At 64.3% G+C, this 14,553-nt stretch carries 17 protein-coding genes; 12 read left to right on the forward strand and 5 right to left on the reverse strand.

The window, feature by feature from the left end; all coding sequences use genetic code 11:
* Window positions 1-4: 4 nt before the first annotated feature.
* The 4 genes from sppA (at window position 5) to AB4Z43_RS08760 (ending at window position 2,722) form a co-directional block, all read left to right on the forward strand.
* On the forward strand, window positions 5-961 hold the full coding sequence (sppA, locus tag AB4Z43_RS08745) for a signal peptide peptidase SppA (protein ID WP_441936935.1): 957 nt from the start codon (window positions 5-7) through the stop codon (window positions 959-961).
* An 80-nt stretch (window positions 962-1,041) separates the two neighbouring features.
* Complete coding sequence (locus AB4Z43_RS08750) at window positions 1,042-1,326, forward strand: integration host factor subunit beta (protein WP_006200394.1); 285 nt, start codon at window positions 1,042-1,044, stop codon at window positions 1,324-1,326.
* A 36-nt stretch (window positions 1,327-1,362) separates the two neighbouring features.
* A complete protein-coding gene (locus tag AB4Z43_RS08755) occupies window positions 1,363-1,719 on the forward strand; it encodes a DUF1049 domain-containing protein (protein WP_019861201.1) in 357 nt (118 codons plus the stop codon).
* Window positions 1,720-1,756: 37 nt separating this feature from the next.
* Window positions 1,757-2,722 carry an ornithine cyclodeaminase family protein gene (locus AB4Z43_RS08760; RefSeq protein ID WP_038649683.1) on the forward strand — a complete coding sequence of 322 codons (966 nt, stop codon included), beginning with the start codon at window positions 1,757-1,759 and terminating at the stop codon, window positions 2,720-2,722.
* Here AB4Z43_RS08760 and AB4Z43_RS08765 read toward each other — a convergent pair.
* The 3 genes from AB4Z43_RS08765 to AB4Z43_RS08775 form a co-directional block, all read right to left on the reverse strand.
* Complete coding sequence (locus AB4Z43_RS08765) at window positions 2,719-3,156, reverse strand: EVE domain-containing protein (protein WP_038649686.1); 438 nt, start codon at window positions 3,154-3,156, stop codon at window positions 2,719-2,721. The genes AB4Z43_RS08760 and AB4Z43_RS08765 overlap by 4 nt on opposite strands.
* Window positions 3,153-3,548, reverse strand: coding sequence for a VOC family protein (locus AB4Z43_RS08770; protein ID WP_032921384.1), 396 nt, complete (start codon window positions 3,546-3,548; stop codon window positions 3,153-3,155). Before AB4Z43_RS08770 ends, AB4Z43_RS08765 begins: the two co-directional genes overlap by 4 nt.
* A gap of 77 nt (window positions 3,549-3,625) precedes the next feature.
* Window positions 3,626-4,315: a helix-turn-helix transcriptional regulator gene (locus AB4Z43_RS08775; protein ID WP_038649691.1), complete on the reverse strand. Its 690-nt coding sequence runs from the start codon at window positions 4,313-4,315 to the stop codon at window positions 3,626-3,628.
* Between the two features lie 135 nt (window positions 4,316-4,450).
* On the opposite strand from AB4Z43_RS08775, the gene AB4Z43_RS08780 reads away from it, so the two are divergent.
* From AB4Z43_RS08780 to AB4Z43_RS08805, 6 genes are all read left to right on the forward strand, one after another.
* Window positions 4,451-5,530 (forward strand): class I SAM-dependent rRNA methyltransferase, encoded by a 1,080-nt coding sequence (locus AB4Z43_RS08780; RefSeq protein ID WP_038649694.1) that lies wholly within the window; start codon window positions 4,451-4,453, stop codon window positions 5,528-5,530.
* Entirely contained in the window at window positions 5,531-6,388 is an 858-nt protein-coding gene (locus tag AB4Z43_RS08785) for a TrmH family RNA methyltransferase (RefSeq protein ID WP_038649697.1), read from the forward strand.
* Window positions 6,389-6,401: 13 nt separating this feature from the next.
* Window positions 6,402-6,893, forward strand: coding sequence for a signal peptidase II (gene lspA / locus AB4Z43_RS08790; RefSeq protein WP_064980890.1), 492 nt, complete (start codon window positions 6,402-6,404; stop codon window positions 6,891-6,893).
* 57 nt (window positions 6,894-6,950) lie between these two features.
* Entirely contained in the window at window positions 6,951-7,940 is a 990-nt protein-coding gene (gene acuI, locus AB4Z43_RS08795) for an acrylyl-CoA reductase (NADPH) (RefSeq protein ID WP_069093145.1), read from the forward strand.
* 130 nt (window positions 7,941-8,070) lie between these two features.
* A complete protein-coding gene (locus AB4Z43_RS08800) occupies window positions 8,071-10,359 on the forward strand; it encodes an ATP-binding protein (protein ID WP_441936940.1) in 2,289 nt (762 codons plus the stop codon).
* Between the two features lie 285 nt (window positions 10,360-10,644).
* Entirely contained in the window at window positions 10,645-11,520 is an 876-nt protein-coding gene (locus tag AB4Z43_RS08805) for a GNAT family N-acetyltransferase (RefSeq protein ID WP_441937082.1), read from the forward strand.
* A gap of 71 nt (window positions 11,521-11,591) precedes the next feature.
* On the opposite strand, the gene AB4Z43_RS08810 is transcribed toward AB4Z43_RS08805, so the two are convergent.
* Together AB4Z43_RS08810 and grpE are read right to left on the reverse strand one after the other, a co-directional pair.
* A complete protein-coding gene (locus AB4Z43_RS08810) occupies window positions 11,592-12,224 on the reverse strand; it encodes a trimeric intracellular cation channel family protein (protein ID WP_441936942.1) in 633 nt (210 codons plus the stop codon).
* Between the two features lie 109 nt (window positions 12,225-12,333).
* Window positions 12,334-12,966: a nucleotide exchange factor GrpE gene (gene grpE, locus AB4Z43_RS08815; RefSeq protein WP_019861212.1), complete on the reverse strand. Its 633-nt coding sequence runs from the start codon at window positions 12,964-12,966 to the stop codon at window positions 12,334-12,336.
* 238 nt (window positions 12,967-13,204) lie between these two features.
* Between grpE and AB4Z43_RS08820 the strand changes: the two genes are divergently transcribed.
* Window positions 13,205-13,405 carry a hypothetical protein gene (locus tag AB4Z43_RS08820; RefSeq protein ID WP_019861213.1) on the forward strand — a complete coding sequence of 67 codons (201 nt, stop codon included), beginning with the start codon at window positions 13,205-13,207 and terminating at the stop codon, window positions 13,403-13,405.
* 89 nt (window positions 13,406-13,494) lie between these two features.
* Window positions 13,495-14,517: a fatty acid desaturase gene (locus AB4Z43_RS08825; RefSeq protein WP_441936945.1), complete on the forward strand. Its 1,023-nt coding sequence runs from the start codon at window positions 13,495-13,497 to the stop codon at window positions 14,515-14,517.
* Window positions 14,518-14,553 lie beyond the last annotated feature (36 nt).

The raw sequence follows: 14,553 nt of genomic DNA on the forward strand, positions 1-14,553 counted from the left end.
GACCATGGCATTGAGAGCCGACGACCTGATCGACCGCCGCCGTTTGCGGCGCAAGCTGACATTCTGGCGTGTTGCGGCCATCGGCATCGTCGCCCTCGGAGTGATCGCGCTGTCGGCCTGGTTCTATCGCGACGATCTCGGCGGCTCGGCTGTCGACCATATCGCCAAGGTCAGGATCGAAGGCACGATCACCGAGGACGAGGAACTGATCAAGCGTCTGGAAGACATCCGCAAGTCGTCGAAGGTGAAGGGCGTGATCCTGGCGATCGATTCACCCGGCGGCACCACCGTCGGCGGTGAATCGATCTACGAGGAAGTGCGCAAGGTGGCAGCCGACAAGCCGGTTGTGGCCGAAGTCGGCACGCTCGCCGCATCGGCGGGCTATATGATCGCAAGTGCGGCCGACCACATTGTCGCCCGCAAGACCTCGATCGTCGGTTCGATCGGCGTGCTGATCCAGTATCCCGACGTCAGCGGCCTGATGGACAAGCTCGGCATCAAGCTGGAGGAAGTGAAATCCTCGCCGCTCAAGGCTTCGCCCTCTCCTTTCAAGCCGACCAATGACGACGAGCGCGCCATGGTCCGCAAGCTCATCCTCGACAGCTACGACTGGTTTGTCGGCATCGTCGCCGAACGCCGCAAGATGACCCACGAACAGGCGCTGGCGCTTGCCGACGGATCGATCTTCACCGGCCGCCAGGGTGTCGCCAACGGGCTGATCGACGCCGTCGGCGGCGAAACCGAGGCGATCGACTGGCTGGCGACCAAGGGCGTTGACGCCAAGCTCAAGGTGGTCGAATGGAAGGACACGGAGCGGCGCGACAGCTTCCTGTGGTCAAAAGCCATGGTGAAAACGCTGGGCAGCGCACTCGGCCTGCCGGACTACAGCAGTGATGTCATCCACGAACTTGGCGCCGACCGCTTGTTTCTTGACGGCCTCGTTTCTGTCTGGCACCCTTGAGCGCCGTTTGGAACAGCTGAAAAAGCCAATAAAATCATCCTCATAATTTTGACCGAACTGCTTTCACGGGGACCCGTCTGATGATCAAGTCCGAACTTGTGCAGATTATTGCTACGCGCAATCCGCATCTTTTCCTGCGCGACGTCGAAAACATCGTCGGCGCGATCTTCGACGAGATCACCGACGCTCTCGCTGAAGGCAACCGGGTCGAGTTGCGCGGATTCGGTGCCTTTTCGGTGAAAAACCGCCCCGCCCGCACCGGCCGCAACCCGCGCACAGGCGAATCCGTCGAGGTCGAGGAGAAGTGGGTGCCGTTCTTCAAGACCGGCAAGGAACTGCGCGAAAGGCTGAACGGCGGCAAGTAGGCGCGGCTACAGCGCCAGCTGCCGACGGAAAACATAATGCTCAATCGTTTCATGCTCATCGTGGTCTTCGTGCCCCTGGCGATCATCCTGATCGCGCTGGCCGTCGCCAACCGCGAACTCGTCGCCTTCACGCTGGACCCGTTCAATCCCGGCAATCCGAAGCTGACGCTCACCTTGCCGCTGTTCATTTTCCTGTTCCTGGCGCTTGCCATCGGCATGATCGTCGGCAGCCTGGCGACCTGGGTCAAGCAGGGCCGCTACCGCAAACTGGCGCGCCAGCGCGGCGTCGAGGCGGAAAACCTGCGCCAGGCGGTCAGCCGCGCGCCATCAGTGCCGCAAGGATCAACCCAGGGATCGGCCCAAGGATCGGCATTGCCAAAGCCGACCAATTAAGCCGTCCCCCGGTGCCTTTCGTTCCACGGAGCCTTTCATGCTGACCATTTCGGCCGCCGAGGTCGATCGTGCACTGACCTTTCCTGGACTGGTCGAGACGTTGCGCACGGCATTCCGCGAGGGTGCGGTGCAGCCGGTCAGGCATCATCACGCGGTCGAACGACCCGATGGTGCGGCCTCGACCTTGCTGCTGATGCCGGCATGGACCGATTTCAACGCCGCCGGCACGTCTTCCGGTGGTCATATCGGCGTCAAGATCGTCACCGTCTCGCCCGACAACAACGCCATCGGCAAGCCCGCCGTGATGGGGCTCTATCTGCTGCTCGATGGCGCAACCGGCGAACCGGAAGCCCTGATCGACGGCCAGCGGCTGACGCAGTGGCGCACCGCCTGCGCCTCGGCACTGGCGGCGTCCTACCTTGCCCGCGATGACGCCTCGCGGCTGCTTGTGGTCGGCGCGGGCGCCCTGTCGCCGTTCCTGGCCAAGGCGCATTCGGCCGTGCGGCCGATCAAAACCATCCGCATCTGGAACCGCACCCCGGCAAACGCCGAGAAGGTCGCGGCCGATTTGCGCGCCGACGGCTTTGCGGCCAGTGCCGCGACCGACCTCGATGCCGAACTTGGCGAGGCCGATATCGTTTCCTCGGCGACGATCACCACCACGCCGCTGATCAAGGGCGCTCTGCTGCGGCCAGGCACCCATGTCGACCTGGTCGGCGGCTTCACCCCGACGATGCGTGAAAGTGATGACGACGCCATCGCCCGCGCCCGCGTCTATGTCGACACCCGCGCCGGCGCCACCAAGGAAGCCGGCGACATCGTCCAGCCGCTGGCCTCCGGCGTGCTGAAGCCGGGCGCGATCGTCGCCGATTTGCACGAACTGGCGCGCGGCCAGAGGAAGGGCCGCCAGAGCGCTGACGAGATCACGCTGTTCAAGTCGGTTGGCGCGGCACTCGAGGACCTCGCCGCCGGCATTGCCGTTTATAACGCGCTGAAGGCCTAGCTCACTGCTCCGTGCGTTTCGGCACCCATCGCCTCTGCGATCAGACGAGAATCGTGATCGGTGATTTCGAACAGGCCGAAGCGCAGCTGATATCCCCAATTCGACTTGCCGGCGGTGAAGTCCAGCCGTTCGAGCAACGGCTTGATCGGCGCTTCTTCAGCCGTCGCCCATTCGACATCGCGCCGGAACGGCGTGAAGCCGCCGCCCATTTCGCCTTGATAGGGTTCGCCCTCCCGCACCGTGCCGATTGCCGTGAAAGCCTGCAGGCCGTCTTTTTCGCGCAAAATTGTGGTCGGCGAATAGTAGACGATGCCGTCGCCGGGTTTGACGCGACGCAGCGGCGCCGCCTTGCCGTGGTTGACCTGCATGAAACCGTCCTTGCGGCCGCGCCGGACATGTTCGGCCGACGCCACGGCGATCCAATAGGCGCTCATTTTTGTTCTCCATCGGCCTGTTGTCCGTCGGACAGCCAGTAGACGCGCAGGCGGTGGTTGTCGGGATCGAGCGCAACGAAAGTGCGGCCGAAATCCAGGTCGGTCGGCGTCTGCAGGATCTTCAAGCCGCGCCTTGACCAGTCGGCATGGGTAGCGTCGACCGCGTCCGGCGTCTCCAGCGCAAACACGATCTCGCCGCAGCCACCGGACGCAGCCGCCGCCGGCTCGACCGTATGGCGCGACCAGAGGCCGAGCTTGAAGCCGTTGTCGAGCACGAACAGCACGAAGGTCGGCGCGCTTTCGACCGGCTCGCGACCCAGCAGCGCGCTGTAGAAGGCGCCGCTCTTGAGCGGCTGGTCGACATAGAGGATGACGAAATTCGGGGTGGCCATATCTGTTCTCCAAGCTGTTTCAACGTTTCGACTTGGCTGATATAGAATAGGCTACTGTCAGATTTTGGCAGTAGCCTTCATGGGCCGCGTGGCTTGTCGAGCGTCGCCCGCCACTCCTTGAGCAGCGCCTGGCGGCGACGCGGATAGCGCGCATCGATGGCGTCGAGGCCGGATATGCGATCGGTGCGAAAATGCCGGAAATCCTGCCGCATCTCGCACCACGCCACCACCACCCGCACCTTGTCGAAGAAGCCGAGCGCGAACGGCCAGACCACACGTTGCGAAGCAGCACCCCCGGCATCGCGATAAAGAAAGCCGAGTTTGCGCTCGTTGCGGATGGCTTGCCGCACGACGCCGAGGTCTATGCCTTCAATCGCCGTCATCGGCGGCCCGACCAACAGGGTCGAGGCATCGAGATCCTCGCGCAGATCGTCCGGCAGCACGGCCGCGATCTTGGCAAGCGCATTGGCGGCAGCGGCTGAGAGACGCTGGTCCGGCTGCTTGGCAACCCAGCGCGAACCGAGCACAATGGCTTCGATCTCCTCGTCGGTGAACATCAGCGGCGGCAGCATGAAGCCGGGTTTTAGCACATAGCCCAACCCTGCCTCGCCGTCGATCGGCGCGCCCTGCCCCTGCAGCGTGGCAATGTCGCGGTAGAGCGTGCGGATCGAAACCCCGAGCTCATCGGCCAGCACCTGCCCGCTCACCGGCCGGCGGTGCCGGCGCAGGCACTGTATGAGGTCGAGGAGGCGTTCGGAGCGGGACATGCGGCAGATTTGCCTGTTTCTTTGACATTGGTCCATCGCTGGCCGACATGAACAGCAGCGGTGGCTGTGGCAGACTTGGTTGCACCGCCGCTGTCCTCATGCCAAAAGCGGCACGCCGCTCGGAGATGCTCCCGCTTGAAGTCTTTTCGCGACAAACGCCGCGACAACCGCCCGACCGCGAAAAGCGGAACCGGAGAGGTGCGTCCGCACGAGACGCGTGGTCGGCCAGACCCCAGGCCGCGCGAACCGCGTGACGCGAAACCGGACAGCCAGTCCGCACCGAATTCAGCCCCGCGCATCCTTGCCCGCCGTGACGGCGCCCTGCCCGCCGAGCAGCTTCCGCTGATTCTAGAAGTGGCGCCGAATGCCGATTATGCGCTGCTCGACAGCGGCGCCGGCCAGAAACTCGAACAATACGGCCCCTATCGCATCGTGCGGCCCGAGGGCCAGGCGATCTGGCAGAAGGCCTTGCCGGCGAGGGACTGGGAGCGTGCCGACGCCATCTTCACCGGCGACACCGACGAAGAGGGCATCGGCCGCTGGCGTTTCCCGAAGATGCCGCTCGGCGAGACCTGGCCGATGAAGCATGACGGCATCGATTATCTCGGCCGTTTCACCTCGTTTCGCCATGTCGGCGTCTTTCCCGAGCAGGCCTCGCACTGGGACCACATGGCCGGGCTGATCGCAGCCGCCAAACGGCCGGTCAAAGTATTGAATCTGTTCGGCTATACCGGTCTCGCCTCGCTGGTGGCGGCCCGCGCCGGCGCCGAGGTCACCCATGTCGACGCCTCGAAGAAGGCGATCGGTTGGGCTCGCGAGAACCAGGAGATGGCCGGGCTGGGCAGCAAGCCGATCCGCTGGATCGTCGACGATGCGGTGAAATTCGCCGAGCGCGAGGAACGCCGCGGCAGCCGCTACGACATCATCCTGTTCGACCCGCCGGCCTATGGCCGCGGCCCCAAGGGCGAGGTCTGGCAATTGTTCGAGGATTTGCCTGCCCTGACCGATCTCTGCCGCGCGATCCTGACGCCGAAGCCGCTTGCCGTGGTGTTGACCGCCTATTCGATCCGCGCCTCCTTCTTCGCCATCCACGCGTTGATGCGCGACACCTTCGCCGGCATGGGCGGCAGGGTTGAATCGGGTGAGCTGATCATCCGCGAAAAGTCCGCCGGCAGGGCGCTTTCGACCTCATTGTTTTCGCGTTGGGTGGCCTGAATGAACGAACGGCATGTGGGCGCACCCGGCCAGGTGAAGGAAGTCACCAGCCTCGCCAATCCGCTGATCAAGGACATCAAGGCACTCGCTCTGAAGAAATTCCGCGACCAGCAGAACGCCTTCATGGCGGAGGGGCTGAAGCTGGTCATCGATGCGCTCGACCTGGGCTGGCAGATCAGGACGCTTGTGTTCGCCAAGGCCGGGCGCGGCAACCCTGCGGTGGAAAAGGTCGCGGCGCGCACGGTTGCCGCCGGCGGCACGGTGCTCGAAGTGTCGGAAAAGGTGCTTGTCGCCATCACCCGCCGCGACAATCCGCAAATGGTGGTCGGCGTTTTTTCGCAGAGATTCCTCGCCCTGAAGGACATCCGCGCCGACAATGGCGATGTCTGGGTGGCGCTCGATCGGGTGCGCGATCCCGGCAATCTCGGCACCGTCATCCGCACCGTCGATGCCGTCGGCGCCAAGGGTGTCATCCTGGTCGGCGACACCACGGATCCATTTTCCGTGGAGACGGTGCGCGCCACCATGGGTTCGATCTTCGCTGTTCCGGTGGCGAAGGCAACGACCGAGGCCTTCCTTGCCTGGCGCGGCGGCTTTTCGGGCCTTGTCGCCGGCACGCATCTGAAAGGTGCGGTCGACTATCGCTCGGTCGATTTTTCCCGTGGGCCCGTGCTGCTGATGATGGGCAATGAGCAACAGGGACTGCCCGAAAGCCTCGCGGCGAGTTGCGACCGTCTGCTCAGGATCCCGCAAGCGGGCCGCGCCGATTCGCTCAATCTCGCCGTCGCCACCGGCATCATGCTGTTCGAGATCCGGCGCGGCGCGCTGAAGCTCGAACCAATCGCCGACCAGCAATGAAGGTTGCCCGCCCGTGAGATCATGGTCCCCCTACGCGCTGCTCGTCGTCGCGGCCATCGCGCTCGATCAGTGGATCAAGCATCTGGTCGAGACCGGCCTGCCATTCCAGGAAAAGCTCGATCTGGTGCCGTTCCTGGCGCTGTTTCGCACCTACAACACCGGCATCGCCTTCTCGATGTTCTCCTCCTTCGGCGATACCGGCCTGGTGGTCATCGCCGTCCTGGTCGTGGCTTTCGTGCTCTACCTCGCCACCCGCACGCCATCGGGCCATGTCGTCGCCCGCACCGGATTTGCCCTGATCATCGGCGGCGCACTGGGCAATCTGATCGATCGCGCCGTCTACGGCCACGTCATCGACTACATCCTGTTCCACACGCCGGTCTGGTCCTTTGCCGTCTTCAACCTCGCCGACGCCTTCATTTCCGTGGGCGCGGCACTGGTCGTCTTCGACGAACTCATCGGCTGGCGCCGCGAGCCTTCGAACACCAAGCCTTCCAAAGATTGACCCGACGCGGCCATCGCCGCACAGTCCAGGACGCCAAGCAAGCGCGCGGAGAAAAAGATGTCCGAAACATTCAAAGCCATCCTCGTCTCGCGCGACGCCGACAAGAAACAGTCGGTCGCCGTGACGGACCTCACCGAGGCCGACCTGATGGAGGGTGACGTCACCGTCGCGGTCGAGGCGACGACGGTGAACTACAAGGATGGGCTGGCCATTACCGGCAAGGCGCCGGTGATCCGCCGCTGGCCGCTGGTTCCGGGCATCGACTTCGCCGGCACGGTCATCTCGTCCTCCAATCCCGACTGGCGTAAGGGAGACAAGGTCATCCTGAATGGCTGGGGTGTCGGTGAAACGCATTTCGGCGCCTATGCCGGGCGCGCCCGAGTCAAGGGCGATTGGTTGGTGCCGCTGCCGGAAGGCATCAGCGCCCATGACGCGATGGCGGTCGGCACCGCCGGCTATACCGCCATGCTCTGCGTCATGGCGCTGGAGCGGCACGGCATCCTGCCCGATCGCGGCCCGGTGGTGGTGACAGGTGCCGCCGGCGGCGTCGGCTCGGTCGCGGTCTCCATCCTGTCCAGCCTGGGTTACCACGTCATTGCGTCGACCGGACGCAATGCCGAAAGCCCCTATCTGATCGATCTCGGCGCCGCCGAGGTGATCTCGCGCGACGAGCTCAGCCAGCCCGCCAAGCCGCTGGCCAAGGAACGCTGGGCCGGCGGCATCGATTCGGTCGGCAGCCACACGCTGGCCAATGTGCTGTCGATGACTTCCTATGGCGGCGCCGTCGCGGCTTGCGGCCTGGCCGGCGGCATGGACCTGCCGTCGAGCGTCGCCCCCTTCATCCTGCGCGGCGTCTCGCTGCTCGGCATCGATTCGGTGATGGCGCCGAAGGCCGTGCGCCTCGAGGCCTGGCGGCGCATCGGCGCCGATCTCGACCTGCAAAAGCTCGCCAGCCTGTCCACGACCATCGGCTTCGACAACATCATGGATGCCGCGCGCGACATCGTCGACGGCAAGATCCGCGGTCGCGTCGTCGTCGACATGTAAGCCCGCCTCGCGGGCTCCAGCCAGCGGACGGATCGCCTAATCCGCTGCTGTCGGGACAAAAACGCCTATCCACTAAAATTCGAACGATCCGCCGCAATTTTCCATAATCTCTGTCTGGCAAGGGTTTCGCATGATCGCGGAATCCGACAGCCAACAGGCGAACAAGGGCGACGATGTCGATGCGGTTGCGGCGCCAGCGGCGGCGCGGCGGTTCATCGCCGCGCCGCCGCTGGTGCCCGAGCAGCAATTGGTCAGGCGGGAAGGCCTGCCGCTGCTCACCTTCGTTGCCATCCTGGTCCTGGCGGGCCTCGCGCATCTGACGGGGGCGCCGATCTTTATCAGCCTCGCCTTGCTGGCAACCGGCCTCGCCGGCCTGGCCATGCATTTCCATGCCAGACGCAGCGTCCACCGTACCGTGATACTGCTGGACGAGACCACCGCCCGAAGCCTCGCCGAGATCGAGACGCTGGCCGACCGCATGTGGGAAATGCAGGAAAGCGAGGAGCGCTTTCGCGGTCTCATCGATGCGCTGGGCGACCTCGTCATCCATCGCGATCGCGACGGCCACATTGTCTATGCCAACAAGGTGTTCGCCGATCTGGTCGAAGCCGATCAGCGCGATCTTGCCGGCAAGACCCTGGCCGAACTTGGCATCGAGGTCGGCATCGTCCCCGATGCCGCCTTTTCCGACCATGAGTGCCTCAGTTCCACCGACGTCGCCATCCGCACGCCAAGCGGCCCGCGCTGGTTCTCCTGGATCGAACTGTCGGTGCGCGACAAGGACAGCGGCACGGCATCGCATCGCGCCATCGCCCGCGACATCACTGCCCGCAAGCGCGCCGAATCCTCGCTCATCACCGCGCGTGAGCGCGCCGAATACGCAAGCCAGGCCAAATCGCGCTTCCTCGCCACGGTCAGCCATGAAATCCGCACGCCGATGAACGGCATCATGGGCATGGCCAGGCTGCTCGCCGATACCAGCCTGTCGCCGGAACAGCAGACCTATGTCGGCGCAATCTCGACCTCGGCCAGCGCCCTGCTCGCCCTGATCGAGGACCTGCTCGACTATTCCAAGATCGAGGCCGGTCGCTTCGATCCGGAACCGCAGCCCATGTCGGTGCGCGAGATCGCCGACAACATTATCGAATTGCTCGCCGCGCGCGCCTTCGCGAAGGGTATTGGGCTCGGCTGCCACGTCGAACCGGATGTACCGCAATTGATCACAGCCGATCCAGGCCGGGTCAGGCAGGTGCTGCTCAATCTGATCGGCAACGCCATCAAGTTCACCGACGGCGGCGGCGTGCTGGTCAGCATCGCGCGCGCCCGCACCGAGACCAGCGACCGCATCTGCTTCACCATCACCGACACCGGTCCCGGCCTGCGCGAAGAGGACATGGAGCGTATCTTCGAGGAGTTCGAACAGGCCGACGGCACCTCGACACGCGCACATGGCGGAGCGGGGCTCGGACTTGCTATCTCCAAGCGGCTGGTGACTGCCATGGGCGGCACGATTTCGGTCTCCAGCCGGCTTGGCCAAGGGTCGGACTTCGTCTTCGAAATCCCGGCGACGGAGGCCACCGAGGCGCCTCAGGGCCGGCAGAACGTGCTTGCCGGCAGGCGCGCGGTGATCCTGTCCAGAAACGCCGTCGAGGCCGACGCCATCGCCCGCACCATCCGCGCCAATGGCGGCACGGCCGGTATCGCCACGACCGTGGCTCAGGCCGTGCCCCTGGCCGAGGGCTGCGACGTGCTTCTCGTCGACGCGGCCATGGAGGAGAGCGATGGGAGAGTGCTCAAGCGGTTGCGCCAAGGCGGCTTTTCCGATTGCGAAGCCATCACGCTGATCGCGCCGACCGACCGAGGCATGCTTGGCGAGTTTCGCGCCAGCGGCTACGCGACCTTCCTGGCCCGGCCGGTGCGCGGTGGAACACTTTTGCGTGTTCTTTTGACCAGCCATGCGCCGGCTCTTGCCCAGCCGCAGCCGGAAAAGCGCCGCACCCCGGCGCTGCGCGCTTCAAGCGACCGCCAGTTGGGCTTGTCCGTGCTGATCGCCGAGGACAACGACATCAATGCCATGCTGGCCCGCGCCACGCTGTTGAAGGCGGGACACCGCGTCAAGGTAGTCGGCAATGGCAAGGCCGCGGTCGAGGCCGTCACCAGCGCCGGACACAAGCACCGCTTCGACGTGGTGCTGATGGACCTGCATATGCCGGTCATGGACGGGCTGGACGCCATTGCCGCGATCCGCCGCCATGAGGAAGAGACATCGGCGCCGCCCGTGCCGATCATGGTGCTGTCGGCCGACAGCCAGGAAAAGACCCGCCATGCGGTGCTTGCCCACGGCGCCAGCGGCTTCGTCACCAAGCCGCTCGACCCGGATGCGCTTGTCAACGCCGTCGAGGGCCAGGTTGCTGCTTGATCTGCTTTTTTCCAGCCGCGGCTGATGCATGCCAACCCAAAGTGGCCCCGATTTCCCGAGGGCGACATCCATGAAAACAAGGGTTTGAGGCGCGGCGACTTGATCCGTGCACACCAGACGCACCTCGCCTCTCCTCCCCTAACGTAGCCGGTTGACCGTTTTCGCCAGCCGACGAAGTATTGCCCGCGACGCCTTATCACGGTACTGTCACAATCCTGTTGCACCTACACCGTATCCCCGTGCCAAGAGGGATGGCTCGAAGGAGAATCACTCGTGCATACAGTTATGCCGGAATGTGACACTCGGCCGAACGCCAGCAGCGCCTTGCTCGCTGGGCGTAATGTCGATTCCGTCATAAAGGGCGCGGCACTCGGCCGTATCGGCAATCTCGAAGTGCGGCTCGCCCGCAACGACGCCGAGATCGCGGCCGCGCAGGAAGTGCGCTACCGCGTATTCTACGACGAGCTTGGCGCCCGCAAGGACCTGTTCCAGGTCCAGGACCGCCGCGACGCCGACCGGTTCGATCCGCTCTGCGATCATCTGCTCGTCTTCGACAATTCGATTTCCGGCCCCGAACACCGCCGCATCGTCGGCACTTACCGGCTGCTGCGGCAAGAAATCGCGGCCGCCGCCGGGGGCTTCTATTCCGAAGGCGAATTCGAGCTGACCAAGCTCATCGCCCGCCATCCCGGCCAGCGTTTCCTCGAGCTCGGCCGATCCTGCGTTCTGCCGGAATACCGCTCGAAGCGCACCATCGAGGCGCTGTGGCAAGGCATCTGGGCCTACATCAATCACTACGAAATCGGCGTGATGACCGGCTGCGCTTCCTTCCACGGCACTGTGCCGGCGGCGCATGCCGAGGCGCTCACCTATCTCGCCCATCACTGCCGCACGAATTCGGCCTGGGATGTGCGCGCGGTGTCCGGGCGCTATTGCTCCATGGACCTGATGCCGATCGAGGCGGTCAACACCAAGGCGGCGATCGCGACGATGCCGCCTCTGGTGAAGGGCTATCTGAGGGTCGGCGCCCGCATCGGCGACGGCTGCGTCATCGACCGCGAATTCTCGACCGTCGACGTCTTCGTGGTGATGCCGGTCAAGGAGATCGGCGCCCGCTACGTCAACTACTATGGCGGGGAAGCGCAACGCTTTGCGGCGTAAGGGCAGTAGGCAAGACGCTACGATACACGCTTCGCTGACCACTCACTACTGACTATTCCCTATCCCCCTCCTTACGGAATATCCTCCGGCCGCCTTCCCGGCCGGCTCCTGTACGACGGAAACGACCAGCCGAAACGCAGCGCGCCGCCGCGTACGGCGAGCGCCACGACGAAGCCGGCCATCCCCGAGACGATCTGCGGCAATCCGGCGACGTCACCCAATGTGAAGATGGCGGCGCCCGCCAGAGCGGCCGTGACGTAGATCTCCGGCCTCAGCAGCACCGATGGTTCGCCGGCAAGCAGATCGCGCAATATGCCGCCGAAGGTCGCGGTCAGCATGCCGGTGATGATCGAAACCACCGGCGAACCGGTGATGGCCAGCCCCTTGGCCGCGCCCATCACCGAAAACGCGGCCAGCCCGATGGCGTCGAGCCACAGCAACAGCTTGTAGCGGGATTCGACGCGATGCGCGGTGAAGAAGACCAGGACCGCCACCACGGCGCAGATCAGCACATAGTCGCGGTTTCCCACCCAGAAGACCGGCACATTGAGGATGAGGTCGCGAAACGTGCCGCCGCCGATGCCGGTGACGCTGGCCAGGAACAGGAAACCGATAATGTCGAGTTGCTTTCGCGAAGCAGCCAACGCCCCGGTCGCCGCAAAGACGGCGACGCCGGCATAATCGAGAAGGGCGATGGGATTCATGGCGGTAAGGGAGTAGGCAGTAGGGATTAGGGACTGCGCATGAATAGCACGAAGCCGCACGATTGATACGGCTGCCTTATTCCCTACTGCCCTACCGCCTAACCCCTAGCTACGCATCCTTCTCCGCCTGCTCATTCACCGGCCCCGGCTCGACCGGCGCCTCGGCGGCAATCTTCGGGCCGCCCTTGGCGACGCCGACCATGGCCGGACGCAGCACGCGCTCGCCGATCGAATAGCCCGGCTGGACGACCTGGACCACGGTGTTGGCCGGGACATCGGGATTGGGCACTTCGAACATGGCCTGATGGAAATTGGGATCGAACTTCTCGCCTTCCGGCGCGAGCTTCTTGACCCCATGCCGTTCCAGCGCCGACAGCATGGCGCGCTCGGTCAGGTCGACGCCTTCGATCAGCGCCTTGAAGCCGGCGTCGCCCGAGGCCTTGGCCTCCGCCGGAATGGCGTCCAGCGCGCGGCGCAGATTGTCCGACACCGACAGCATGTCGCGGGCGAAATTCGCAACCGCATAGGTACGCGCGTCATGCACGTCGCGCGCGGTGCGGCGGCGCAGGTTCTCCATCTCGGCCGCGACGCGCAGCGCGCGGTCCTTCAGCTCTTCATTTTCCTTCAGCAGTCGCACAAGCGCTTCGTAGTCGCCGTCAATGCTGCCTTCCGTGCGCTCGGCATTGGCCTCGACCGCCTCGGCTTCACTGGGCGCGCGTTCGTCTTTTGCCTGGTCGCTCATCGCCGTTTCCCGTCAATCTCGAATGGTATGGATTTTGTGCCCGATATCGAGGTTTGGCAGCCAAAAATCAAGGGGTAAGCGACCATTGAGCCTTTGGCCGGACCTGGGCGGTGATCAATGGCGATGCTTATATTTTAATTCAAAGTTTACTGTACTTGCCGGCTTGGCTTGCCACGGAAGCGTGATGCGGGAACCATTCCCCTACTGCAGGAGTTTCGGAGCCGACACAGGATTTGAAATGATGACCCGGAACAAGGCTGAAAAGGGAGAAAGGCTCGCCGCAGAAGTCCGGCGCCAGTTCGGTGCCGAGGCGATGACGCGTTTTCTGCGTACCTTGCCGGCTTTCCGCATCGAAACCGATACTCACGACCGCTTCAGGCAATTGCTCGACCGCCTCGATCGGGTCGAGGATGGCGGTACCAGATTGCGGCGGCAATAGCTCTCGCCGCTCTTTACGCGACAATTACGCACAGTAATTTTGCGTGATGGCTGCCTTGCGGTAGCCACATGCCGCGCCTATGCTTCCTGATGAACATGATTTACCCCGATGCGGCCGCCAATAGCAAGCGTGCCTGGTTGAAGATCTTGGCGCGCTACAAGAAGCCGGACCGGCGACGCAGCGCCGTCGAACTCGCCATCACCCTCATTCCCTTCGCCACGCTGTGGGCGCTCTCCTCGGCCGCCTATGCCTATGGCCATTGGTGGGGGCTGATCCTGATCCTCCCGGCCGCCGGGTTCCTGGTGCGCATCTTCATGATCCAGCATGATTGCGGCCATGGCTCCTTCTTCGCCAACCGCTATGCCGACGACTGGATCGGCCGCGCGCTCGGCGTCCTGACGCTGACGCCCTACGATTGCTGGCGGCGCGCCCACGCGACACATCATGCCAGCGCCGGCAATCTCGACGAGCGCGGCATGGGCGACATCACGACGCTGACCGTTGCCGAATACCGGCAATTGTCCTGGCGCGGGCGCCTCGCCTATCGGCTCTATCGCCATCCGCTGGTGATGTTTGGGCTTGGGCCCATCTGGCTGTTCATCTTCTCGCAAAGGCTGCCCATCGGCATGATGCGCGGCGGCCTGACGCCGTGGGTGTCGTCGATGACCACCAATCTCGCCATCGCGCTTGCGGCGGCCCTGCTTATCTGGACCGTCGGTCCCGGTGCGTTCCTGGTCGTCCATCTGCCGATCGTCATTCTCGCCGGCTCGGCAGGCATCTGGCTGTTCTACGTCCAGCACCAGTTCGAGGAGACGGAGTGGGCAAAGGATGACGACTGGGAGTTCCAGCATGCCGCCTTGCACGGCTCGTCCTATTACGACCTGCCGCCGGTGCTGAACTGGTTCACCGGCAATATCGGCGTCCATCACGTCCACCATCTCTCCGCCAAGGTGCCGGGCTACCGGCTGCAGGAAGTGCTGCGCGATTATCCGGAACTGCGCGGCATCGGTCGCGTCACGCTGCTCGACAGCCTGCGCTGCGTCAAACTGGCATTGTGGGACGAGAACCGCCGCAAGCTGGTGTCGTTCCGCGAGGCACGGGCGACGATGTAGAGCAATTCCAGGAAAAGTGTGAGCGGTTTCCCGGGA

This window comes from Mesorhizobium sp. 2RAF45 (assembly GCF_052115225.1).
GTDB lineage: Bacteria > Pseudomonadota > Alphaproteobacteria > Rhizobiales > Rhizobiaceae > Mesorhizobium > Mesorhizobium jarvisii.

Bases quoted from the DNA above. Each gene is read 5' to 3' on its own strand.
- sppA (WP_441936935.1), top strand. From the start codon at position 5: ATGGCATTGAGAGCCGACGACCTGATCGACCGCCGCCGTTTGCGGCGC.
- AB4Z43_RS08750 (WP_006200394.1), top strand. From the start codon at position 1,042: ATGATCAAGTCCGAACTTGTGCAGATTATTGCTACGCGCAATCCGCAT.
- AB4Z43_RS08755 (WP_019861201.1), top strand. From the start codon at position 1,363: ATGCTCAATCGTTTCATGCTCATCGTGGTCTTCGTGCCCCTGGCGATC.
- AB4Z43_RS08760 (WP_038649683.1), top strand. From the start codon at position 1,757: ATGCTGACCATTTCGGCCGCCGAGGTCGATCGTGCACTGACCTTTCCT.
- AB4Z43_RS08765 (WP_038649686.1), bottom strand. From the start codon at position 3,156: ATGAGCGCCTATTGGATCGCCGTGGCGTCGGCCGAACATGTCCGGCGC.
- AB4Z43_RS08770 (WP_032921384.1), bottom strand. From the start codon at position 3,548: ATGGCCACCCCGAATTTCGTCATCCTCTATGTCGACCAGCCGCTCAAG.
- AB4Z43_RS08775 (WP_038649691.1), bottom strand. From the start codon at position 4,315: ATGTCCCGCTCCGAACGCCTCCTCGACCTCATACAGTGCCTGCGCCGG.
- AB4Z43_RS08785 (WP_038649697.1), top strand. From the start codon at position 5,531: ATGAACGAACGGCATGTGGGCGCACCCGGCCAGGTGAAGGAAGTCACC.
- acuI (WP_069093145.1), top strand. From the start codon at position 6,951: ATGTCCGAAACATTCAAAGCCATCCTCGTCTCGCGCGACGCCGACAAG.
- AB4Z43_RS08800 (WP_441936940.1), top strand. From the start codon at position 8,071: ATGATCGCGGAATCCGACAGCCAACAGGCGAACAAGGGCGACGATGTC.
- AB4Z43_RS08805 (WP_441937082.1), top strand. From the start codon at position 10,645: ATGCCGGAATGTGACACTCGGCCGAACGCCAGCAGCGCCTTGCTCGCT.
- AB4Z43_RS08810 (WP_441936942.1), bottom strand. From the start codon at position 12,224: ATGAATCCCATCGCCCTTCTCGATTATGCCGGCGTCGCCGTCTTTGCG.
- grpE (WP_019861212.1), bottom strand. From the start codon at position 12,966: ATGAGCGACCAGGCAAAAGACGAACGCGCGCCCAGTGAAGCCGAGGCG.
- AB4Z43_RS08820 (WP_019861213.1), top strand. From the start codon at position 13,205: ATGATGACCCGGAACAAGGCTGAAAAGGGAGAAAGGCTCGCCGCAGAA.
- AB4Z43_RS08825 (WP_441936945.1), top strand. From the start codon at position 13,495: ATGAACATGATTTACCCCGATGCGGCCGCCAATAGCAAGCGTGCCTGG.